The organism is Stenotrophomonas maltophilia group sp. LNF247 (assembly GCF_054083135.1).
Map to the genome: position 1 here is coordinate 1 of NZ_JBSRQL010000004.1, position 20,340 is coordinate 20,340.

21 protein-coding genes are annotated in these 20,340 nt (G+C 67.1%); 4 read left to right on the forward strand and 17 right to left on the reverse strand.

Features of this window, described 5'->3' with window-relative positions; genetic code table 11:
• Nucleotides 1-628, reverse strand: a 628-nt coding sequence (locus ACTXG9_RS05305; RefSeq protein ID WP_457654778.1) for a MutS N-terminal domain-containing protein, incomplete at its 3' end; no start/stop codon positions are given.
• Between the two features lie 134 nt (nucleotides 629-762).
• Nucleotides 763-1,155: a barstar family protein gene (locus tag ACTXG9_RS05310; RefSeq protein ID WP_111099002.1), complete on the reverse strand. Its 393-nt coding sequence runs from the start codon at nucleotides 1,153-1,155 to the stop codon at nucleotides 763-765.
• 627 nt (nucleotides 1,156-1,782) lie between these two features.
• On the opposite strand from ACTXG9_RS05310, the gene ACTXG9_RS05315 reads away from it, so the two are divergent.
• From ACTXG9_RS05315 to ACTXG9_RS05325, 3 genes are all read left to right on the forward strand, one after another.
• The gene (locus ACTXG9_RS05315; protein WP_026346935.1) at nucleotides 1,783-4,005 is read left to right on the forward strand and encodes a methyl-accepting chemotaxis protein; all 2,223 of its coding nucleotides are present in this window, start codon (nucleotides 1,783-1,785) and stop codon (nucleotides 4,003-4,005) included.
• 166 nt (nucleotides 4,006-4,171) lie between these two features.
• Complete coding sequence (locus ACTXG9_RS05320; protein WP_014646414.1) at nucleotides 4,172-4,540, forward strand: glycine zipper 2TM domain-containing protein; 369 nt, start codon at nucleotides 4,172-4,174, stop codon at nucleotides 4,538-4,540.
• Between the two features lie 225 nt (nucleotides 4,541-4,765).
• Nucleotides 4,766-6,058, forward strand: a complete 1,293-nt coding sequence (locus ACTXG9_RS05325) for a hypothetical protein (protein WP_181451878.1) — start codon at nucleotides 4,766-4,768, stop codon at nucleotides 6,056-6,058.
• Between the two features lie 51 nt (nucleotides 6,059-6,109).
• Here the strand turns inward: ACTXG9_RS05325 and ACTXG9_RS05330 are convergent, their stop codons facing one another.
• The 5 genes from ACTXG9_RS05330 to ACTXG9_RS05350 all read right to left on the reverse strand — a co-directional run bounded on the left by ACTXG9_RS05330 (nucleotide 6,110) and on the right by ACTXG9_RS05350 (nucleotide 11,784).
• Nucleotides 6,110-7,231: an ABC transporter permease gene (locus ACTXG9_RS05330; protein ID WP_111102352.1), complete on the reverse strand. Its 1,122-nt coding sequence runs from the start codon at nucleotides 7,229-7,231 to the stop codon at nucleotides 6,110-6,112.
• Entirely contained in the window at nucleotides 7,228-8,415 is a 1,188-nt protein-coding gene (locus ACTXG9_RS05335; RefSeq protein WP_456115402.1) for an ABC transporter permease, read from the reverse strand. The genes ACTXG9_RS05330 and ACTXG9_RS05335 overlap by 4 nt, the downstream gene beginning before the upstream one ends.
• Nucleotides 8,400-9,413, reverse strand: coding sequence for an HlyD family secretion protein (locus ACTXG9_RS05340; RefSeq protein WP_019659205.1), 1,014 nt, complete (start codon nucleotides 9,411-9,413; stop codon nucleotides 8,400-8,402). Before ACTXG9_RS05340 ends, ACTXG9_RS05335 begins: the two co-directional genes overlap by 16 nt.
• Nucleotides 9,406-10,812 (reverse strand): TolC family protein, encoded by a 1,407-nt coding sequence (locus ACTXG9_RS05345; protein WP_111102350.1) that lies wholly within the window; start codon nucleotides 10,810-10,812, stop codon nucleotides 9,406-9,408. Before ACTXG9_RS05345 ends, ACTXG9_RS05340 begins: the two co-directional genes overlap by 8 nt.
• Nucleotides 10,813-10,890: 78 nt before the next feature.
• Nucleotides 10,891-11,784: a LysR family transcriptional regulator ArgP gene (locus tag ACTXG9_RS05350; RefSeq protein ID WP_021202486.1), complete on the reverse strand. Its 894-nt coding sequence runs from the start codon at nucleotides 11,782-11,784 to the stop codon at nucleotides 10,891-10,893.
• A 106-nt stretch (nucleotides 11,785-11,890) separates the two neighbouring features.
• Between ACTXG9_RS05350 and ACTXG9_RS05355 the strand changes: the two genes are divergently transcribed.
• Complete coding sequence (locus ACTXG9_RS05355) at nucleotides 11,891-12,505, forward strand: LysE/ArgO family amino acid transporter (protein WP_111098998.1); 615 nt, start codon at nucleotides 11,891-11,893, stop codon at nucleotides 12,503-12,505.
• Here ACTXG9_RS05355 and map read toward each other — a convergent pair.
• The 10 genes from map to ACTXG9_RS05405 form a co-directional block, all read right to left on the reverse strand.
• Nucleotides 12,502-13,284 (reverse strand): type I methionyl aminopeptidase, encoded by a 783-nt coding sequence (gene map, locus ACTXG9_RS05360; protein ID WP_181451846.1) that lies wholly within the window; start codon nucleotides 13,282-13,284, stop codon nucleotides 12,502-12,504. The two genes, ACTXG9_RS05355 and map, sit on opposite strands and share 4 nt — an antisense overlap.
• Nucleotides 13,285-13,294: 10 nt before the next feature.
• Nucleotides 13,295-13,507, reverse strand: coding sequence for a ParD-like family protein (locus ACTXG9_RS05365; RefSeq protein WP_005415768.1), 213 nt, complete (start codon nucleotides 13,505-13,507; stop codon nucleotides 13,295-13,297).
• Nucleotides 13,508-13,574: 67 nt separating this feature from the next.
• Nucleotides 13,575-13,934, reverse strand: a complete 360-nt coding sequence (locus ACTXG9_RS05370) for a bleomycin resistance protein (RefSeq protein WP_111098996.1) — start codon at nucleotides 13,932-13,934, stop codon at nucleotides 13,575-13,577.
• Between the two features lie 110 nt (nucleotides 13,935-14,044).
• Nucleotides 14,045-14,929 carry an arginase family protein gene (locus ACTXG9_RS05375; RefSeq protein WP_111098995.1) on the reverse strand — a complete coding sequence of 295 codons (885 nt, stop codon included), beginning with the start codon at nucleotides 14,927-14,929 and terminating at the stop codon, nucleotides 14,045-14,047.
• Nucleotides 14,930-14,932: 3 nt separating this feature from the next.
• On the reverse strand, nucleotides 14,933-16,003 hold the full coding sequence (locus tag ACTXG9_RS05380) for a GNAT family N-acetyltransferase (protein WP_111098994.1): 1,071 nt from the start codon (nucleotides 16,001-16,003) through the stop codon (nucleotides 14,933-14,935).
• A 28-nt stretch (nucleotides 16,004-16,031) separates the two neighbouring features.
• On the reverse strand, nucleotides 16,032-17,432 hold the full coding sequence (locus ACTXG9_RS05385) for an aspartate aminotransferase family protein (protein ID WP_005408663.1): 1,401 nt from the start codon (nucleotides 17,430-17,432) through the stop codon (nucleotides 16,032-16,034).
• A gap of 48 nt (nucleotides 17,433-17,480) precedes the next feature.
• Entirely contained in the window at nucleotides 17,481-18,197 is a 717-nt protein-coding gene (locus ACTXG9_RS05390) for an MtnX-like HAD-IB family phosphatase (RefSeq protein ID WP_049455638.1), read from the reverse strand.
• Nucleotides 18,198-18,371: 174 nt separating this feature from the next.
• Nucleotides 18,372-19,574: a DegT/DnrJ/EryC1/StrS family aminotransferase gene (locus ACTXG9_RS05395; RefSeq protein WP_111098993.1), complete on the reverse strand. Its 1,203-nt coding sequence runs from the start codon at nucleotides 19,572-19,574 to the stop codon at nucleotides 18,372-18,374.
• A 10-nt stretch (nucleotides 19,575-19,584) separates the two neighbouring features.
• Complete coding sequence (locus tag ACTXG9_RS05400) at nucleotides 19,585-19,983, reverse strand: DMT family transporter (protein WP_019659193.1); 399 nt, start codon at nucleotides 19,981-19,983, stop codon at nucleotides 19,585-19,587.
• Nucleotides 19,980-20,339 (reverse strand): EamA family transporter, encoded by a 360-nt coding sequence (locus ACTXG9_RS05405; protein ID WP_021202495.1) that lies wholly within the window; start codon nucleotides 20,337-20,339, stop codon nucleotides 19,980-19,982. Before ACTXG9_RS05405 ends, ACTXG9_RS05400 begins: the two co-directional genes overlap by 4 nt.
• Between the last annotated feature and the right edge of the window lies 1 nt (nucleotide 20,340).

Below are 20,340 nucleotides of genomic sequence, written 5' to 3' on the forward strand. Positions count from 1 at the left end.
GGCGGCCGCTGTCGGCGTCGAACAGCCACGGTGCGCGGCGGCGCACCCCGGTGCGCTGGCGCAGGAACTCCGGCCAGTTCTCCTCGTCCGGCACCAGCAGCTCGGCCGGTTCCAGACGGGCCAGTTCGGCTTCCAGAGCGTCGTCGGTTTCCACTTCGTTGACCAGGAAGCGGCCGCCGGCCAGGTCGGCCCAGGCCAGGCCATAGCCCTGCTTGCTGCGCGACAGGGCCATCAGCAGGGTGTCGCGGCGCTCATCCAGCAGCGCCTCGTCGGTGACCGTGCCGGGGGTGACGATACGCACCACCTTGCGCTCGACCAGGCCCTTGGCCAGCGCGGGATCGCCGATCTGCTCGCAGATCGCCACCGACTCGCCCAGCGCCACCAGCCGTGCCAGGTAGCCTTCGTACGCGTGCACCGGCACGCCGGCCATCGGGATCGGTGCGCCACCGGAACTGCCACGCTGGGTCAGGGTGATGTCGAGCAGGCGCGCGGCCTTGCGCGCGTCGTCGTAGAACAGCTCGTAGAAATCGCCCATGCGGAAGAACAGCAGCAGGTCCGGATACTCGGACTTGGCTGCGAAGAACTGCTTCATCAACGGGGTATGTTCGGCGGACTTGTCTTTGGACATGGGACTCGTGAATCGGGGCGTCCGGCCGCGCCGGAGGGCGGCGGCAGCGGAGCCGGTACAGGGCCGTCCATGGTAACTGCTGGGGCGCAGGGCTGCCGCCACTGGTGGCAGGCCGGTGCGGCACGAAAAAGGGTTCAGGCCGGGACCAGGGTGATCTGCCGATGGCTGTCGAAGATCTGCATGACGATCTCGAAGTAGGTCGGGCCCTCGCCCTGTCGCACCGCCTGCAGCCGGCGGGCGATCGCCCGCGCGTTGAAGCTGCCTGGTGCGTCCAGCTTGGCCTGCAGCCACTGGCAGGTCGCCTCCACGCCCAGCGCCGCACGGCTGTGGGCGATATCGCGCCAGATCAGCGTGGCCTGCGCGTGGCCAGCCAGTGCGCCATAGCCGCCATGCAGCAGGTCGTCCAGTGCGTCCAGGCTCGGCCCGAGCTGCCATGCCTCGCCGGCCATGAACACGCGGTTGATCTCCGTGTAAAGGCTGGCGATGTCATCGATGGCGGCGCCTTCAATCTGCAGGACGAGGGTCATGCGCCGACTGTAGCGTGGTCCGCGCTGTTGTTGATGGCCCAGCACGAGAGAGCTTTGCGCGGTCGCTCCGGGCTGAATGCCATATGGCATCGCGGTGCGCCTTTGCCACAGGTCACGACGGGCGTCGAAGGATGCGTAGAGGGCCAGCGACGATGCGAATCATTGCACTGGCAACGTGGTGGCTTGCTCTGCAGTGGGCGGACGCCACGCCGCCATGCATCTTCTGCATCGGTCATGGATGCCAGGGACTACTCCGGAGAAACACCGATACTGAGCGCGAGTTCATGAGGCTCTCCCGAGAAAGTATCGAACGTTCTTTCCCAGGCCAGAGGCGGAAGGAAGCGTGGCACATGCCTCTGGTGGCTTCTTCGCAGTCCAAGTTAATGCTGGCTACTCGTTCTCCATGCGCCGTCACCGGCTCGCAAAATGAATAACCCGCATTCAGGTCGAATATTGGGTGGTCCGATGCACGTTTGCAATGCGCGGCTGCAGGAATTTGCCGGTGCGCGGTTTTCACAACAGCCCGCACATTTCAGGATATCTGGATCGATACAATAATATCGGCCCATAAAGTTTCCCCTGCCTGCGCCGCCATCGACCGTACGGCCATTGATCAAGGGAATTGAGATGCTCGCCTTACGCAACCTCCGAGTGGGATCCCGGCTGGGCGCCGGGTTTGGTTTGCTGCTGCTGTTCATCGTCGCCATCGTCGGCCTGGCGTTGTACGGAAATCACCTGAAGTCCACCCAGTTCGAGAAAGTGGTGGACGTCAACATGGTGAAAATGCGGTTGTTGAACGAGATGCTGGATACCAACAATGCGGTGCTGATGCAGCGCCGGCTGATGGTGATCAAGCGCGGTGAGGATTTCGACAGGGATTATCGGAAGGCGCAGGAGCTGTCGCAGGCTTACGACGCCATATGGGCCAAGTACATCAAGATTCCGCGTGATGCCACCGGCGATACGCTGGTCGCGCGGATCGACGCGGCACGCAAGGCCACCGACGCGTCCACCCGGCAACTGCATGAGCGCATGAAGGCCGGCGATTTCGACGGTGCAGCCAAGGAGCTGCTTGCCGAGCAGGGCCTGGCGACGGCCTGGAACGAGGCGATCTCCACCCTGCTGCGGCACCAGGAGGTGCTGACGGCGCGCAGCCGCGAGGACTACCGCGCGACCGAGGCGTGGACCGGCACCTTGTCGATCGTGTTCGGCGTGCTGAGCCTGATACTCGGCTCGCTGGCCGCATGGGCCATCACCCGCAGCCTGACCCGGCCGCTGGAGGGAGCCGTGAAGCTCGCCGATGGCATCGCCAACGGGCGGCTGGACAGCAGCATCGACGCCTCCGGCAACGATGAGGTGACGCAGCTGCTCAGGTCGATGCAGCGCATGCAGGCGCAATTGCAGTCTGTGATGGCGGCGCAGGGGGAACTGGCTCGCCAGCACGATGCGGGCAGCCTCAGCTATCGCATGGATGAGAGCGCCTTCCCCGGTGACTACGGGCGCATGGTGCACGAGACCAATGCGCTCGTCGGCTCGCATGTGCAGGTGCAGAACCGGTTGATCGAAGTAATGAAGCACTACGCCAGGGGCGATCTGTCGGTAGACATGGATCCTCTGCCGGGCGAGAAGGCCGCGATCACCCAGGCGATGGACGAGACCAAGGCCAGCCTGTCAGCGATCAACGGTGAGATCCGCAGGCTGGCGACGGCAGCAGCGGCGGGGGACTTCAGCCTGCGCGGTGACGAGCAGCGCTTCGCTCACGATTTCCACGACATGGTGGCCGGGCTCAACCGGCTGATGCAGACCACCGACGAGAACCTGGTGCAGGTATCGAGCCTGTTGCAGTCCATCTCGCGCGGTGACCTGACCGTGCGCATGCAGGGGGACTTCCACGGGGTGTTCGCCCGGATGCGCGATGACTGCAACGCCACCGTCGACCAGCTCACGCAGATCGTCGGCCGCATCCAGGCCAGCGCGTCCAGCATCAACCTGGCGGCAGGCGAGATCGCCGCGGGCAACACCGACCTGTCGCGGCGCACCGAGCAGCAGGCGGCGAACCTGGAAGAGACTGCGGCGTCGATGGAGGAACTGACCTCCACCGTGAAGCAGAATGCCGAGCACGCACGCCAGGCCAATCAACTCGCGATCGGCGCGCACGGTGTCGCTTCGCAGGGCGGCGAGGTGGTCGGCCAGGTAGTCACCACGATGTCGGCGATCGAGGCCTCGTCGAAGAAGATCGCCGAGATCATCTCGGTCATCGATGGCATTGCTTTCCAGACCAACATCCTGGCGTTGAACGCGGCGGTGGAAGCCGCGCGAGCCGGTGAACAGGGCAGGGGCTTTGCGGTGGTGGCCAGTGAGGTGCGCACACTGGCACAGCGCTCGGCGGGTGCGGCCAAGGAAATCAAGGGCCTGATCGAGGATTCGGTTGGCAAGGTCGCCGACGGCTCGGCGCTGGTCCGCCAGGCTGGCACCACCATGGGCGAGGTGGTGGCCTCGGTGCAGCGGGTGACCGACATCATGGCCGAGATATCTGCCGCATCGCAGGAGCAGAGCTCGGGCATTGAACAGGTCAACCAGGCGGTGGTGCAGATGGACGAGACCACGCAGCAGAACGCGGCGCTGGTGGAAGAGGCCAGCGCCGCGGCTCGTTCCATGGAGGAGCAGGCCAATCTGCTGGCCGAAGCGGTTTCGGTGTTCCGCATCAGTGCGGCAACCACGGCCGCAGCCGTGCGCCCGGTCCTGGCCGCGGTCGCGGCGAAAGTGACTCCGGTACGCCGGCCGGGGGTACTGGTACCACGCATCGAGCCGACGCTGGCTGCGAACGCGGGCGGCTGGGAAGAGTTCTAGCAACAGCGCATGCCGGCAGGGAGACGGCGCCCATCACGATCGTTGACCGTGATGGGCGCGGATTTTTTCCCTGAACGCGCGATGGCCGGCGAGAATGGGGACACGCCCATTTCACTTCCGGTTGCCAACCGCTGGGGGACACTGGCCCCGTACCGGAACTCAGGAGATGGCCATGAAGACCTCGACCCGATTGCTTGTGCTGGGTACCCTGCTGGCGGCCTCGTCGGTGGCCGGCGCGCAGACTTACGGCCCGCGAGATGAGGGGCGCAGGTTCAACGACGGTAGCCGCGTGGTCTGCAAGAACGTGGAAGTGCAGCGCAACTCGCGCGATCCGAACCGCATTGCCGGTACGGCAACCGGCGCGGTAATCGGCGGCCTGCTGGGCAACCAGGTGGGCGGCGGCAACGGCAAGAAGCTCGCTACCGTGGCGGGCGCCGTGGCCGGTGGTGCGGCTGGTCGCCAGATCCAGGGCAACAGCCAGCAGAAGAACGGCGACCGCGTCGTCGAGCGCCGCTGCGAACGCGTCTATCGTTGATCGGTCGCTGCCACACCTGTTCGGCCCTTCCACATCGCAGTATTCGAACGCCGGCCCCGCGCCGGCGTTCGTCGTTCCGGACCCGTATCGCTGAATCTGGCGTCATGCCTATACTGCGCCGACTCAACGGATGAACGTCCAGTGAACGAATCGGCTCCAGCTCCCCAACCGGCACCGCTCGCCGGGCATGACCCGATAGCGGAAGCGACCGCCCATCCCCAACGGGTGCGTGATCGCACCGATGAACTCGAGCTGTTCATTTCGGGCCTGCTGGCGTTCGCGCTGCTGGCCGTGCCGGGCTATCTGTTCGACGCTTGGGCGCGCAGCAGCCTGCACACCGAAGGCATGTACTTCCAGATGCTCTGGTTCGGTTTCAGCATCAGTGTCGGCATGTGCTATGTGCTGGCAGTCGCCTTGATCATCCACCTCACGGTGCGCGGCTACTGGATCGGGCTGATCGGCCTCCGGTCGCATTTCCCCGATGGCATTGACTGGGCGCGCCTGCCAAGAATGGGGGCGGTCACGCGCGCTTTCCTGCAGGCCCGGGACGGAGGCCTCGATGGCAGCATCGAACGGGCCGACCGGCTGGCGACGATGCTGTTCTCGACCACCCTGCTTGCCTTACAGACATTGGCGGGCACGCTGGTGTTGGCCGTCCTGACGCTCGGTGTGTCGATGGTGATCGGCGCGCTGTCAGGTGGCGCCGATCATGTCGCCATGCTCGCCCTGTGCAGCGTGCTGGCCGCACTGTTGACGCTGGCTGTTACCCCCGGGATCCTGGAAAAGATCGTGGCGCGGCGGCAGGCGCGCGGGCAGCCCCATGAGCGACCGCAGCGACTCCTGCAGGGCATGCTGGCGGCCCTGCAACGGGTTCCGCTGTTGCGCCTGATGCAGACCATGCAGCTGACCATGCAGAGCAACCTGCGCTCGCGCTCGTTCACGGCGGCCTACCTGTTCGCGGTGCTGGTAGCGATGCTGCTGGCCGCCGTGCAGGTGATGGCGTCGTTGAAGTTCTCGCTGTTCAACCGGTACCAGATCGTCACGGAAGCGGCGGTTGAGCACGGCATGCTGAGTGCGCATTACGAATCGATGCGTTCGGCGCATGACCAGCTGCTGCCGTACCCGATGATCCCGTCGGACACGATCAGCGGTGGGCAGCTTCGCGTGTTCATTCCGCATCGCCCGCAACGCGACAATCCGCTGGCGCGCCAGCATTGCACCGCACTTCCGGACGCGCACAATGAAGCCTCCGGGCAACAGGCCGCCAACGCCGCAGTGGAGTGCCTTTCCCGGCTCTGGCAGGTCAAGCTGGACGGCGCCCCGGTCGACCTGCATGGCTTCGTGCCCATGGAGCGGCGCGACCTGGATATGCGCGGACTGGTGGGGTACCTGCCTACCCGCGGCCTCGCGCCCGGACGCCATGACCTGGAACTGGTGTGGAATGCCACAGGCGGCGAGCGCGGGGGCGGACGGCGTCGCGCGTTCCGCATCCCGTTCTGGTACGCCCCGGATCCCTGAGCGTCGGCTCGAAGCGGCCATGCCGCAGCCCTTGAAGAGGTTGCCTGCGACTTAATCCCCTCCGTCCCCTTTTCGGGCCAGGAGGCGCCAGGCGGCGAGGCTGCCGTAAAGCAGCAGCAGAAGGGTGAGGGTGATCAGTTCGTGGCTGACGTCGGTCAGGCGGGCATCCATCTGGTTCAGGCGCACCATCAGGTTGATGCCCGAGGTGGTGGGCAGCAGCTGTGCCAGCCAGACCAGCGGTTGCGGCGTCATCACCGCCGGCCACGACAGGTTGGCCAGGAAAAACAGCGGGATCGAGGTGGCGACGATGTACTGGAAGGCGCGCTCGCGGGTGCGGAAGAAGCTGCCGACCAACAGGCCGAAGGCCACGGTGACGGCGATGAACAAGGTGCCGCCCAGCAGCTGGCCTATCGGGTTGCCGCCGCGCGGGTAGTCCTGCGCCCAGGCAGTGAAACCGGCGTACCAGAACAGGCCGAACAGTCCGATCAGGCCGAAGCCCAACGCCATGCCGGCCAGCGTCGGCAGGTCGAAGCGCAGGCGCCGGCCCAGTGCGAGGCGGCGGCCGCCGAGCAGAACGCCGATGCCCATCAACAGCGTCTGGTGCACGATCAGCTCGGCCACCCCGGGCACGATCGCGCTGCCATAGCCTTCCTGGGTGTTGTACAGCGGACGCTGCACAAGCGTGACCGGCGGGGCCTGCGGTGCACCCATGAAGGCGGCCTGGCCGACCACGGCATCACGCCCGAACGCACCCAGCGCGTCAGCTACGCTGCCCAGCACCCAGCTGGCGCGGCCCAGGTAGGCGCCGTTGCCAAGCAGTACCAGCTTGGCTGGATGGCCGCGCAGGATGTCGCGCTCCAGATTGGCCGGGATCACGACGATCCCCTCGGCCTGGCCGGCTTCCAGCTGCCGGCGTGCGCTGTCGACGTCCGCCGGTTGCCCGACCACGCGCGCAACGCGCAGTGCGTCGAGCTTGCGCAGCAGCTCGCGGCTGGTCGCGCTGTGGTCTTCGTCCACCACCAGCACCGGCAGGTTGCCGGCCACCTGGTGCCGGTAGGCGGCCGGATAGAAGAACGAGTACAGGATCACTGCGCCGACCATCACCACGATCGCGTAGCGGTCGCACAGGACCGCCATCAGGGTCTGCCGGAGGCTGCGCCAGAGTACGCTCATGCGTCGCCCCCCGCCGGCTGTGCGGCTTCTGGGGTACGCGCAAAGGCGATCAGGCGCAGCCCGCCGATGCCCCCGGCCACCACCGTCATCAATAGCAGCGTAGCCAGCGGCCATGCCGAAACCTGCAGCGGCGAGCCGATGAACTGCTGTTGGGTCTGCAGCTTGATGTAGGCGCTCAATGGCAGCAGCTGATGCCAGATGCGGGTGAACAACGGCCCGTCCAGCACCGGGAACGTGGCGCTGGAGAACGCCAGTGCGGTGCCGATGCTGAGGCCCACCGCGGACAGTGCGGTGCCCATGTCGCGGGTGACGCCGACGAAGAACAGCGCGTAGGCGGCCGTGGCCAGGTAGAACAACGGCTGCGCGAGCAGCAGCAGAAGTACGCTGCCGGCCACGCCGTCGCCACGCAGCCATGCCAGGTAACCGATGCCGAGCGCGCCATACAGCGAGAACAGCAGGAGGTACGGCGCGACCTTGCCGGCAATCGCCGACCACGGCGTGCGGCCCAGCCAGGCGGGCAGGGTGCCATCGCGGACCTCGCGGCCGAGGCTGCCGGCCACCGCAAGTGCCAGTACCAGTGACAGCACCGCCGGGAAGATCAGCGGCAGCAGGAACAGCTCGTAGCTGCGTGCCGGGTTGTAGAGGATGTCCGACTGCACAGCGATCGGCGCCGCACGCAGCTCGCCCGGGCCGACCTGCAGGCCAATGCGCTCGCGCAGCAGGCGTGCATTCCATGCGGAAACCGCCTCGCCGATGTCGCGCGACGCCGATTGGCCGGTGGTCATGTAGGTGGCGTTGTAATAGGCGAACACCGTGCCCTGGCGCCCACGCAGCGCCTGCCGGGTGACATCGCGCGGCACCAGCACGATGGCGAACACGTCCAGGCGGCGCAGCTGCGAACGTGCCTCCTCCAGGTCCGCTGGCTGGCTGGCGACGCGTACGCCGGGACTTGCGTCGAGCATGCGCAGCAGCAGGCGGCTGTCACTGCTGTGGTCAAGGTCGACCACAGCAATCGGGATGTCGCGCATCACCGACGGCGTGAACATCCATGCCATCACTACCAGCATCAGTAGCGGCAGCAAGGTGACCAGCAGCAGGTCGGCACGGTTGCCGCGCAGCGACTGCAGCTCGCGTCGCCACGAAGCGGCGAAGCCGTTGCGGTCCGGGCTCAGTGCTGGGGCCATGCGAACAGCACGCTCATGCCGGGGCGGAAGCCCTCGATGCGGCGTACCGGGCGCACCCGCACCTCGAAGCTGCGGACGTCATAGCCGGACGACTGGCGGGTGGTACGCCAGGTTGCATAGTCACCGGCCGGATTGATGAAGTAGACCTCGAATTCGCCGTCCAGGCCGAGCGCCGGCACGCTGCCCTGCAGCTTGCTGCCGACCTTCAGGCCCTGCATCTGCGATTCGCGCAGGTTCATGGCGACCCACATGCGGTCGATGTCGACCAGGGTGAACACCGGATAGCCGGCCGGCACCAGCTCGCCCGGGTCGGCCATGCGCTTGTTGATCTCGCCCGCCACCGGCGCGCGTCCCTCCACTTCGGCACGCGCCGCGTTGACTTCGGCCACCGCGCCCTGCGCCTGCTGCACCTGGCCCTGCGCGGCGCGCTTGTCCTGCTCTCGGGCGCCGGCCAGGGCCATGTCGTACTGCGCGCGGGCGGCGCGGGCCAGTTCGCGCGAACTGGTGGCCTGGGCATGCGCTTCATCGCGCTTCTGCCGGGTCATCACCCCTTCGTTGAACAGGTTCTGCACGCGCCGGTAGGTGGCTTCGGCCAGTGCCGCGCCGGCTTCGGCGCGCTTCCAGTTCGCTTCGGCGGCGCGGATGTCTTCGCTGCGCGCGCCTTCGTCGGCCTTGTCGGCCACCGCCTGCGCAGCCGCCAATGCGCCGTGCGCCTGCTGTTCCTTGGCGGCCACTTCGGGGCTGTCGAGCAGGAACAGCACCTGCCCGGGCTGCACGCGATCGCCCTCGCGCACCTTCAGCTCGGCCACGCGCGCGGTGATCTTGGCGGCCACGTTGATCGTATCCGCATCGGCCATGCCCTGGATCTGGTCGGCCGGGCTGCGCCAGGCCAGCCACAGGCCCAGCACCACCGCGACCAGCAGGACCACCAGCAGGATCGGTCCCAGCCGTCGCTTGCCGGGGGGCGTCGTCGCATCGTCGTGCAGCACATCACTCATGGTCGATCACCTCGTCCGCACGCCGCCGGAATTCTTCGAAACGGTCCATCTGTCCACTGATCTCCAGCAACTGTGCCAGCGCAATGTCGTATTGGTAGGCGGCCTGTGCGCGCTCGACACGGGCGCCGCCCAAGCCGAGCCGCGCATCGATCACATCCAGCGAGGTGGCCTGGCCTTCGCGGAATGCCAGCTCCTGCAGGCGCAGGTTTTCCTGTGCCTGGGCGATGCTGCTGTCGAGCAGCACGAACTGCTGGCGCGCGGTTTCCAGTTCGTTCCAGGCCTTGCGCACACCCAGTGCGACCTGGTTCTCGGCCTCGCGCAGGCCGGCTTCGGCCTGGTCCTGTTGTGCACGCGCGGCGCTGATCTGCGCCGGCCGCGAGTTCGGTGACAGGAAGGTGTACTTCAGCCCGATGCCGAACGCCCAGTCCGGGTCGGTCAGCATCTCGTCGCGGCGACGGAAGTCGTATTGGCCGAAGGCGAAGATCTGCGGCTTCAGCTTGGCCTGCTGCACCCGCACGCCCTGTTCGGCCTGCGCCACCATCGCGCGCAAGCGCGCGATCTGCGGCTGGCGCGCCTGCGCCGTGCGCTCGAAGCTGGTCACCGGTTCCAGCGGCACGCGCTGCACGAACAGCGGCGACACCGGCTGCACCTCGCCACCACTGCGCAGCAGCGTGGACAGCGCGGCCTTCAGCGTGGCCAGGTCATTCACCGTCTTCTGATACTCGCGCTCGGCCTTGTCGCGGGCCACGGTGGCCTGCAGGCGCTGGGCGCGGGTGGCGAAGCCCTCGCGTTCGAGCTTTTCGGCATCGGACAGGTGGCGGTTGAGGCCGTCGCGCACGTCGCGGCGCACGTCCACCGCCTGCTCGGCCAGGCGCTGGCCGAAGTAGGCCTGGGCCAGCTGCACGGTCAATGATTGGCGCTGTGCCTCGCGCTCGGCGTTGGCCTGCTCATGGGCGGCGCTGGCCGCACGTTGCGCGGCCGGGATCACGCCGCCGGTGTACAGCGGCAGCACCGCGGTCACTACCGGGCGTGTACGCCAGTCGCGCTCGGTGAACGACAGTGGCGAATCGATACCGAAGGCTTCAGCCACCGGCGCCAGCGAACCCAGTGGCAGGGTCAGGGTCTTCTGGAACTGCAGCCGGCGCACTTCGCCGGTGATCTCCGGCAGGCGCAGCAGGCGCGTGGCGTCCTGCAGGTCCTGCTTGTTGCGTACCGCTGCATCAGCGGCCGCCAGCGCATCGGAGACCTGCTCCAGGCGTTGCCGTGCCTGTTCCCAGTCCAATGCGGGGGCGTCGCTGGTGGGCTGCGCGGGGGCAGCGGTTGGCAGGCAGGTCGCCAGCACCAGCGCCAGTGCGGCCTTCGCGCGGTGCATCCTTGTACGTCGGCCGATCACGCCCATGCCGTCCCAGTGGTAAAGAAGTGCGCAAACGGTAGTGCGCGCGGCGTGAAGCCCGGGTCTGCGATCATCGTTTCGTCCTCAACGAAGGGTGCCGCTGGCCGCAGTGCGCAGCGCCTGGGTGATGTGCTGCAGCGTGCTTGAGCGCACGGCGGCATGCTGCCAGTACAGCGGCACATCGAGCCAGCGGCGGGGTTCCAGGACCACCACGCGGCCAGCGCACACGGCGGGCGCGACCAGGGTTTCTGGGGCCATGCCCCAGCCGAGTCCGCACGCGGCGGCTTCGACGAAACCGGTGGAGGAGGGCAGGTAGTGTAGCGGCGGCTGCAGGCGCGCGCGGGTCAGGCGCCGCACGAAGCGCCATTGCAGTTCATCTTTGCGGTTGAACACCAGCATCGGTGCGCGCGCCAGTGCCGCAGCCTGCATGCCGTCGCTGAAGTACTGGCGGGCGAAGCTGGGCGAAGCAATCGCTTGGTACCGCATGGCGCCGAGCGGGTATACGTTGCAGCCCTTCACCGGCTGGCTTTCGGCGGTGACCGCGCCGAGCACGCTGCCATCGCGCAGCAGTTGCAGGGTGTGGTCCTGGTCGTCCATGCGCAGGTCGAACAGGTAGCCATGGCGCTGGTGCAGGTCGGCGATGGCCGGCACGAACCAGGTGTCAAGCGAGTCGTCGTTGACCGCCAGGGGGATGGGCGTACGCGCAGCGTCGTTGCCACGCTCGGGCAGCAGCTCGGCCAGCGCCTCGGCTTCCAGTGCCTGCATCGGCCGTACCCGGCGCAGCAGTGCTTCCCCCGCGGCGGTCGGTCGGCAGGGTGCCTGGCGCACCACCAGTACCTGGCCGAGGCGGTCTTCCAGCGCCTTGACCCGCTGCGACAGTGCCGACGGGCTGATCGACAGGCGGCGTGCCGCGGCCTCGAAGCTGCCTTCTTCCAGCACCGCAGCGAATGCGGCCAGCTGCGGATGTACCAGGTCCATGCCGTCGCCTCTTCAGTTTTCCTGCACAGGATAAAGAAAAATCAGATTGTCTAAACAGGGCAATTGGCCGCACCCTGCGCGTCCCCTCGCTGCCTGGGCCTTCCTGATGTGGATCGCCGCCATTGCCGCCGGCCTGTTCGCGGGTGCCGGCCTGATCATCGCCATCGGCGCACAGAATGCCTTCGTGCTGCGACAAGGGTTGCAGCGTCGGCATGTCGGAACGGTGGTGGCTGCCTGTGCCGGCGCGGACATCGCGCTGATACTGGCCGGCGTCGGCGGCATGGGCGCGCTGGTGCTGCAGTGGCCGCTGCTGCTGCAGGTGCTGCGCTTCGGTGGCGCCGCGTTCCTGCTGTGGTATGGCCTGCGGGCAGGGCTGCGCGCGTGGCGCGGAGGCAGTGCACTGGCCGCGGCCGAGGCGCAGGGCGGCAGCGCGCGCCAGGTGCTGCTGACCTGCCTGGCCTTCACCCTGCTCAATCCGCACGTCTACCTGGATACCGTGGTGCTGCTGGGCAGTCTGTCCACGCGCTACCCGGGTGACCTGCGCTGGGCCTTCGCCGCCGGGGCGTGCCTGGCCAGCGTGGCCTGGTTCTGTTCTCTGGGCTATGGCGCGCGCCTGTTGCAGCCGGTGTTCCGCAGGCCAGGTGCCTGGCGGGTGCTGGATGCCGCCGTGGCGGTCTTCATGTTCTGCCTGGCGACACTGTTGCTGTTGCGTCCGCTCTAGGCCGCGTCCACCGCGCACAGTGGCGCTTCGCCGGGGCGCAGGGTCAGTACGCACACACCGGTGCGGGTTACCGCCACCGTGTGCTCGAACTGCGCCGACAGTTTGCCGTCGCGGGTGTAGACCGGCCATTCGTCCGGCTGTTGGCGGATGGCCGGCTTGCCCTGGTTGAGCATCGGCTCGATGGTGAACACCATGCCTTCTTCCAGCACCCTGCCGGTGTTGGGATGGCCGTAGTGCAGGATCTGCGGTTCCTCGTGCATTTCCTGGCCGATGCCGTGGCCGCAGTATTCCTTCACCACGCTGTAGCCGTGGCTGCGCGCGTGGCGGGCGATGGCGTGGCCGATATCGCCCAGGTGCGCGCCGGGGCGCACCGCAGCGATGCCTTTCCACATCGCCTGGTAGGCGGTCTGCACCAGCCTGCGCGCGGCGTAGTCGACCTCGCCCACCAGGTAGGTGGTGCTGGAGTCGGCGATGTAGCCGTTCTTCTCCAGGGTGATGTCGAGGTTGACGATCTGGCCGTTACGCAGCACGTCGGTGGTGCTGGGTACGCCGTGGCAGATCACGTTGTCGATCGAGGCGTTGAGCACGTACGGGAAGCCGTACTGGCCCTTGCTGGCCGGCCGCGCCTGCAGCTCGTCAACGATCATGCGTTCGACGAAATCGTTGATCTCCATCGTGCTGCGGCCCTGCAGTGGCAGCCGGTCGAGCGCGGCGAACACCTGCGCAAGCAGGCGCCCGGATTCGGCCATCAGCGCGATCTCGTCGGGGCGCTTGATGATCGCCATCTGCTCAGACCTGTCCCGGTGCCAGCAGCGGCGGCTGCACCCCGGCAGCCCGCAGTTCGCTGGCGACGATGTCCTGGAAGCTCAGCGTGGGGTTCATCTCGCACAGCATGCCGACCCGGATCCAGAAGTTGGCCTGGGCGTTGATCGAACGGCTGGAGACAGTGCAGGCACGGCGCAACTGGTCGTGCAGGGTGTCATCGATGTTGACGATGCCCATCGGCGGTCCTGGAGTGGGAATATACGAAGCGTATATGTTTCGTATATCCGCCTCAAGCCCGCGTTGTTCAGTCCAGGTGGGTGGCAAAGCGCAGGCGGTTGCCGTCGGGGTCACGCAGCCGCATCTCGCGGCTGCCCCATTCGGTGTCATGCGGCGGCTGTTCGATGGGGACACCCGCGGCGCTGAAGGCGCGGTGCAGCGCGTCTACGTCCTCGACGATGAAGTACACCGCGCCGCCGACCTCACAGTCGCCGCTGTGCTCGGTGAGGAAGATCGTCTGGCCGTCGCGGGTGAGCTGGGCGAACAGTGGGAAGCCTGGTTCGAAGCGGTGTTCCCAGTCGACTACGAAACCCAGTCCCTGCACGTAGAACGGCAGGGTGGTATCGGCGTGGTGCATGCGCAGTTGCGGGATGACGGTCTGGGGCATCGCGGCGGCTCCGGGGCGGAAGTCCAGTGTAGTGCCGGCCGCTGGCCGGCATCCGCATGCGCCCGGGAACAACGAGGTTGCCGGCCAGCGGCCGGCACGACCGGACGCGGTCAGCAGGCGGTTGGCACCGAAGCCATAGCCGCCAGCAGCTCGCGGTTCACCTGTTGGTGCCGCGCCTGCCACGCGGGCAGGTCATCGACACGGATGTCGGGCTGGCCATCCAGCGAGGACAGCCAGCGCTTGAAGCGGCTGCGGTAGTGGGCCAGCGACACTTCGCCGGTGATGTCACTGCCGACCAGGCCACCGGCGCGCAGTGCTTCGATCACCACCAGCGCGTGTTCCAGCTGGAAGCGGCCCTGGTCCCAGTTGCTGCGGGCAACGTCCTCGGCGAACACATCCTTGTCGATCGACAGATAGGTCGGCTGCGGTGACGTGGCCTGCTCGGCGGCGAACGCGGCGACCAGGGCCTCGGGATGCTCGAAACGGCGGAAGGCGTGGCCCATGCCGAGGCGATGGCCCCAGCCCACGTCCACATCCATGCACCAGTAGGTCAGGCGACCGCACATCAGCGGTCGCCAGTGGTTCTCCCAGGCATGACCGAGGCCGATGTCCCTGGAGGTGACGCCGAGCACATGGATGTGCGAGATCTGCGGCAGCTTGCTGGCGGCGTTTACCCACGAGCCGCAGTGCATGCCGAACGGGAAACGCATGTTGTCCGGATGGTTGTCCAGCACGACCAGCTGGAATGGCGCCTGCCCATGCATGCGGCGCAGCAGCGGCAGGCTGAGATGGTGGAAGTCACCACTGCCGAGCATGACCGTGCCGAGCTGCGCGGGCAGCGGTGCCAGCACTTCGGCGGCGAAACGGTCCAGGGTGGCATTGCTGCAGGCAAAGCGCAGCGGGTCGTGCCACTGCGGCAGGGCCAGGATCTGCGCCCGGGGCAGCGGCAGCACGCCACCGTCCAGGTCCAGGATCAGCGGCGAACGCACCGGCATCGTTCAACCGCCTCCATCAGGTTCGCCCTGCAGGTACGGGGCCAGCCTGCGAAGGGCGGCACGCAGCAGCGGGGAACGGGCATGGATCGCATGCCGGGTGGAGGTGAAGCGCGCACCCAGTTCGGCCTTGATGCGCGAGTCGGTCCAGCCGGCCACGTAGTGGCTCAGGCCGTGCTGCAGGGCGTACTCGATGTTGTGCATCCAGCTGACCGCGTACAGGTTGTGCTCGCGTGATTGCGGGTAGGCCAGGCCAATATACTTGTCCACCAGCTTTCCGGCGTGGATGTAGCACAGGTTCCAGCCGATCAGCAGACCCTGGTGGCGGTACAGGAACATGCGGCCCTGGCCCTGGCCCTGGCTGTCGGCCAGCAGGTATTGGAAATAGGACAGGTCGAGCTGGTCGAAATGCACCGCGCTCTGCGCGTATACGTCCAGGTACAGCGCGTACAGTTCGGCCTGCAGTTGCGGGTCGGCCAGGGCCGGGTTGCCGGTGGCGATGCAGTCGATCTGCAGGTCATCGCGCGAACGCAACTTGCGACGGATGTTCTTGCGGCGCGAGGATGACAGGCGGCCGAGATAGCCATCGAGCGAATCGAAATCGATCGCCACCCAGGCCAGCGGCATGCCTTCCAGTTCGACGAAGCCGCGTGCCAGCAGCGCCTGCAGGAAGGCGCCGCTGTGTGCGTTGGCCGCGTCGTCCAGCAGCGGTGAATCGACTGCCAGGTCCTTCACCACCAGCAGCCGGGTATCGCCGATCGCGTGACGCGTCACGTCCTCGGCCAGCGCCTCCGGGGCAACGTGTGCCGGCAGCGGGGTGTACTCGGTGCTGGTGGCACCGACGAAGCGCGTCTTCCAGGTGATCCACGGCCGCCACAGGCGCGACAGCGGCAGGCCGAGCAGCCTGCCGCGCAGTTCGTCATCCATCGTGGTGGTCAGGTCGAGCGGCGCACGGAAGGTCGGCAGGCCGCTGGGAAGGCGGCCTGCCTCGAATCCGAGCGGCGGGTGGGCCAGGAAGCCCTCCAGCAGCGCGGCCGGTTCCAGCGCGGTGCTGGATGCGCGTGACGTCATCTCCATCGGCACGGGAACCGGCAGCGCATCGACCTCAGCCCTTGGCCTTGGTCAGCGCCTGGTCGAGCAGGGTGATCGCCAGGTCGATTTCTTCGTAGCTGATGTCCAGCGACGGCGCGAAGGTGATCACGTTCTTGTACCAGCCACCCACGTCGAGCACGAGGCCCATGCGCTTGCCGTCGTGCAGCAGGTCACCGGCCAGGCCGATGTCGACCATGCGGTCCAGCAGCTCCTTGTTCGGGGTGTAGCCGTCGGCCTGGCAGATTTCCGCACGCAGCGCCAGGCCCAGGCCGTCGACGTCGCCGATTTCCGGGTGGCGCTTCTGCAGGCCGCGCAGGCCGTCGAGGAAGTACGCGCCCTTTTCCGGCACGGTGCGCTCGTAATCCATTTCCTTGCCCAGCTTCAGCACTTCCAGGCCCAGGCGGGTGCCCAGTGGGTTGGAATTGAAGGTGGAGTGGGTGGAGCCCGGCGGGAACACGGTCGGGTTGATCAGCTCTTCGCGCGCCCACAGGCCCGACAGCGGGTTCAGGCCGTTGGTCAGCGCCTTGCCGAACACCAGCACGTCCGGGGTCACGCCGAAGTGCTCGATCGACCACAGCTTGCCGGTGCGCCAGAAACCCATCTGGATTTCATCGACGACCATCAGGATGCCGTACTTGTCCAGCACGCGCTTGAGGCCGGTGAAGAAGTTGCGCGGCGGGATGACGTAGCCGCCGGTGCCCTGGATCGGCTCGACGTAGAACGCGGCGTACTCGGCCTGGCCGACCTTGGGATCCCACACGCCGTTGTACTCGCTTTCGAACAGCCGCTCGAACTGCCACACGCAGTGGTCGGAGTACTCGTCCGGGGTCATGCCCTTCGGGCGGCGGAAGGGGTACGGGAACGGGATGAACATCGCGCGCTCGCCGAAGTGACCGTAGCGGCGGCGGTAGCGGTAGCTGGAGGTGATCGACGACGCACCCAGGGTGCGGCCGTGGTAGCCGCCCTCGAAGGCGAACATCAGGCTCTTGCCGCCGCGCGCGTTGCGCACGATCTTCAGCGAGTCCTCAATGGCCTGCGCGCCGCCGACGTTGAAGTGCACGCGGCCGTCGAGGCCGAACTTCTCGTGCATGTCCACGGCAATGGTCTTGGCCAGCTGCACGCGGGTCGGGTGCAGGTACTGGCTGGCGACCTGCGGCAGGGTGTCGATCTGGTCCTTCAGTGCATCGTTCAGGCGCTTGTTGCTGTAGCCGAAGTTGCACGCCGAGTACCACATCTGCAGGTCGAGGTAGGGCACGCCCGCGCCGTCGAACATGTAGCTGCCTTCGCCGCGCTGGAAGATCTTCGGCGGATCGACGTAGTGGACGGTGTCGCCGAAGGAGCTGTAGCGGGCTTCGTCGGCCAGCAGCTGCGCATCGGAGGCAGCCGCGTCGGCGTTCTTGTCAAAAATGTTCATGCAGTTCGGTTCCGTGAAGGACGTTCGAAAGAGGTGGCGGGGGCGTGCTCAGGCGGTGGCCAGCAGCAGGGGCAGTGCGGTGGGCTGCGGGCTGGCGTCGATGCGGCGTGGCTGCAGCAGGCTGCCATCGAGCAGGCGCGGCAACAGCGCGATTGCATCGTGGAAGGTAGCGATGGCGGCATGCCCGATGCCGGCATTGGCGCAATGGGTGATCAGGCGGCGCTTGGCGAACACGAAGTCGGCATCTTCGGATACGCAGAAATCCGAGCTGCCGTCACCGATCATCAGCACGCGCGGTGCTTCGTTGGCGCGCGCCTGCGCGGCGCAGGTGCATTTGCAGGTGCCACTGCGGCAGCCTTCGGCCTGGTAGGGCGATTCCAGTTCCCAGTGGTCCCCGCACCAGCGCAGGTGGTTGGCCACCACCGGCAGTCGCGACAGGCCATGGTTGGCGAGGATGCGGTGGATCGCATAATCCAGGCCGTCGCTGACGATGCGCAGTGGCACGCCCAGCTGCTCGGCGCGGGCGACGAAGGCGACGAAGCCCGGATCGATCTGCACCTGGTCCAGGTGCGCATCGAGCGTGGCCGGGTCCAGCTTCAGCAGCCGCACCTGGCCCTGCATGCATTCGCGCGAGCCGATCTTTCCAGCCTTCCATTGGTCTTCCAGTTCCTGCCAGCCCGGCTGGCCGTACTTTTCCAGCAGCGAGTCGATGACATCTTCGAGGCTGATGGTGCCATCGAAGTCACACAGGATGCTCCAGTGCATGGGCAGGTCCGTCGATGAAAGAAACGTCCGGCACGATGCCGGGGCAGGCTCAATGTAGGCAGGCCGCCTTTCTCGTTCCTTTCCTGTTGAAAGGCTTCATTGACGGGCTGGGAAAGCGTTCAGGAAGGTGCATGGATGAATGCGTGAGGTGCAGTCCATCCGTGCGTCTTGAAGTCACGCGCGGGCCAGCACCTGCAGTATTTCGGCCGTCTCTTCACGGGTCTGCCAGGCGCTGTTGCCAAGCGTCAGCATGCGTGCGGCGAAGTCGCGTGCGTTGGGCATGTCGTCCTGCGGCACGATGCCGCGCAGGTACGCGTAGTCGGGCAGGGCATGGATGAACATGCGGCTGGCGCCGAGCCCGCGTGGCCACAGGTCTTTCAGTACAGCATCGCGGGCGCGCTGGCTGGGCAGCAGCAGCATCAGCATCGGCCAGGTGCCGCCGGTGCCGGCCAGGCCATCGACGACCTCCACCGCCGGCAGCTGTGCCAGCTGCACACGCAGCTGCAGTGCGCGCAGGCGCCCGGCCTGCAGGAACGCAGGCAGCCGCCGTGCGGCGTGGGCGCCCACGTTCTGCCGCCACTGGCTGACCCGGTGCTGCGGGATGTCCAGCGGGAAAATGTCTCCGACCGCGTCTTCCAGATCGCCGCGTTGCAGGGCGCTGCGCAGAGGATTGCCGTACACCAGCGACAGCAGCGAGGGGCGGTAACAGGCGGCAAGGCCGAGCAGCTGCACGCTGCGAAGCAGCTCCCAGCGCAGGCTGAAACGTACCTGTTCGGCGGCATGTTCGGCCAGCCCAGCACGCAGTTCGTCGTCACGGCTGACCAGCAGGCCGCCTTCATGCAGGCTCAGGCCCTTGCCGGCAGCCAGGCTGAAGAATCCGATATCGCCACGCAGGCCGACACTGCTGTTGCCGACCCGTGCGCCGAGTGCCTGTGCGGCGTCCTCGATCACCCAGGCGCCGGCGTTGCGGGCGACTTCGCAGGCCAGTTCGACATCGGCGATGCGCCCGCCCAGGTGGGTCGGCAGGATCGCCAGCGTGCGCGCATCGGCCAGACGCCTGAGCTGGCCGGGATCAAAGTCGAAATGGCCGTGGCGGGTATCGCACAGCTGCACGCGCAGGCCCAGGCTGTGCACCGCGATCGGCACCAGCGGGCAGGTATAGGCCGGCAGGATCACGGTGTCGCGCTTGGGCGCACGCTTGCGCAGCGTACGCAGCGCGATCAGCAGCGCGTGTGTGCCGGAACAGGTCAACTGCAGCGGCGGTGTGCCGAGCTGACTGGCCAGGATCGCGCGCAGGTCGCCACCACCGGGAAGGAAGTCGCTGGCCTGCATCGGCAGGCCAGCCGTCGGCGGCAGTTCGCGCGCGAACAGGCTCATCGCCGCGCGCTCATGGCGTGCTTGCGGCGGGGCTGTGCGGATCGTCTGCTTCGGCGCGACCGAGGCAGGCGATGCCGGCCACGATCAGGACCGCACCGACCAGGTGGTGCAGGGTCAGTGGTTCGTTCAACAGCCACGCCGACAGCAGCAGCACGCTGATCACTTCCAGGTGCGAAGCCGCGAACGCCGGACCGATCGGCGCATGCCGCAGCAGGCTCATCCAGGTGAAGAACGCCCCCACGTAGCCGAGGATGGCGCCGTACACCCACGGCTGCGACAGCACGCGCAGCAGCCACGCCGTGTTGGCCTCCACCGGCAGCGCGGCGTCGCCGGCGTATTTGAAGCACAGCTGGGCCAGTGTGTCGAAGGCCATCAGCAGCGGGAAGCCGATTACATACAGGCGCCTCATGAGCCGGCCCCCACCACCGCCACGCCCGCCGTGACCAGCAGCATGCCGGTCACCCGCAATGGCGTGAGCTTTTCGCGGAACAGGATGCGGCCGGCGATCATCAGCGCGACGATGTTGATCGAGCCAAGCAGCACGCCCTTGGACAATGGAACCAGCGACAGGAACGCAATCCAGGCGACGAACTCAAGCACGTAGCAGGCGATGCCGATCCACAGCCAGGGGCGGCTGAGCATGTGTTTCCAGCGTTGCAGTCCTTCGCCTTCCTGCGGATCGCTGGCGGCGGCCTTGAAGGCGAGCTGGCCACCGGTATCGAGTACCACATTGGCCAGCCACAACAGCGTGGCAAGTGCCCCCATC

What these genes read in the sequence shown, in the direction of transcription:
- ACTXG9_RS05310 (WP_111099002.1), bottom strand. Translation starts at nt 1,155, where the DNA reads ATGACCCTCGTCCTGCAGATTGAAGGCGCCGCCATCGATGACATCGCC.
- ACTXG9_RS05315 (WP_026346935.1), top strand. Translation starts at nt 1,783, where the DNA reads ATGCTCGCCTTACGCAACCTCCGAGTGGGATCCCGGCTGGGCGCCGGG.
- ACTXG9_RS05320 (WP_014646414.1), top strand. Translation starts at nt 4,172, where the DNA reads ATGGCCATGAAGACCTCGACCCGATTGCTTGTGCTGGGTACCCTGCTG.
- ACTXG9_RS05330 (WP_111102352.1), bottom strand. Translation starts at nt 7,231, where the DNA reads ATGAGCGTACTCTGGCGCAGCCTCCGGCAGACCCTGATGGCGGTCCTG.
- ACTXG9_RS05335 (WP_456115402.1), bottom strand. Translation starts at nt 8,415, where the DNA reads ATGGCCCCAGCACTGAGCCCGGACCGCAACGGCTTCGCCGCTTCGTGG.
- ACTXG9_RS05340 (WP_019659205.1), bottom strand. Translation starts at nt 9,413, where the DNA reads ATGAGTGATGTGCTGCACGACGATGCGACGACGCCCCCCGGCAAGCGA.
- ACTXG9_RS05345 (WP_111102350.1), bottom strand. Translation starts at nt 10,812, where the DNA reads ATGGGCGTGATCGGCCGACGTACAAGGATGCACCGCGCGAAGGCCGCA.
- ACTXG9_RS05350 (WP_021202486.1), bottom strand. Translation starts at nt 11,784, where the DNA reads ATGGACCTGGTACATCCGCAGCTGGCCGCATTCGCTGCGGTGCTGGAA.
- ACTXG9_RS05355 (WP_111098998.1), top strand. Translation starts at nt 11,891, where the DNA reads ATGTGGATCGCCGCCATTGCCGCCGGCCTGTTCGCGGGTGCCGGCCTG.
- ACTXG9_RS05365 (WP_005415768.1), bottom strand. Translation starts at nt 13,507, where the DNA reads ATGGGCATCGTCAACATCGATGACACCCTGCACGACCAGTTGCGCCGT.
- ACTXG9_RS05370 (WP_111098996.1), bottom strand. Translation starts at nt 13,934, where the DNA reads ATGCCCCAGACCGTCATCCCGCAACTGCGCATGCACCACGCCGATACC.
- ACTXG9_RS05375 (WP_111098995.1), bottom strand. Translation starts at nt 14,929, where the DNA reads ATGCCGGTGCGTTCGCCGCTGATCCTGGACCTGGACGGTGGCGTGCTG.
- ACTXG9_RS05380 (WP_111098994.1), bottom strand. Translation starts at nt 16,003, where the DNA reads ATGGAGATGACGTCACGCGCATCCAGCACCGCGCTGGAACCGGCCGCG.
- ACTXG9_RS05385 (WP_005408663.1), bottom strand. Translation starts at nt 17,432, where the DNA reads ATGAACATTTTTGACAAGAACGCCGACGCGGCTGCCTCCGATGCGCAG.
- ACTXG9_RS05390 (WP_049455638.1), bottom strand. Translation starts at nt 18,197, where the DNA reads ATGCACTGGAGCATCCTGTGTGACTTCGATGGCACCATCAGCCTCGAA.
- ACTXG9_RS05395 (WP_111098993.1), bottom strand. Translation starts at nt 19,574, where the DNA reads ATGAGCCTGTTCGCGCGCGAACTGCCGCCGACGGCTGGCCTGCCGATG.
- ACTXG9_RS05400 (WP_019659193.1), bottom strand. Translation starts at nt 19,983, where the DNA reads ATGAGGCGCCTGTATGTAATCGGCTTCCCGCTGCTGATGGCCTTCGAC.
- ACTXG9_RS05405 (WP_021202495.1), bottom strand. Translation starts at nt 20,339, where the DNA reads ATGGGGGCACTTGCCACGCTGTTGTGGCTGGCCAATGTGGTACTCGAT.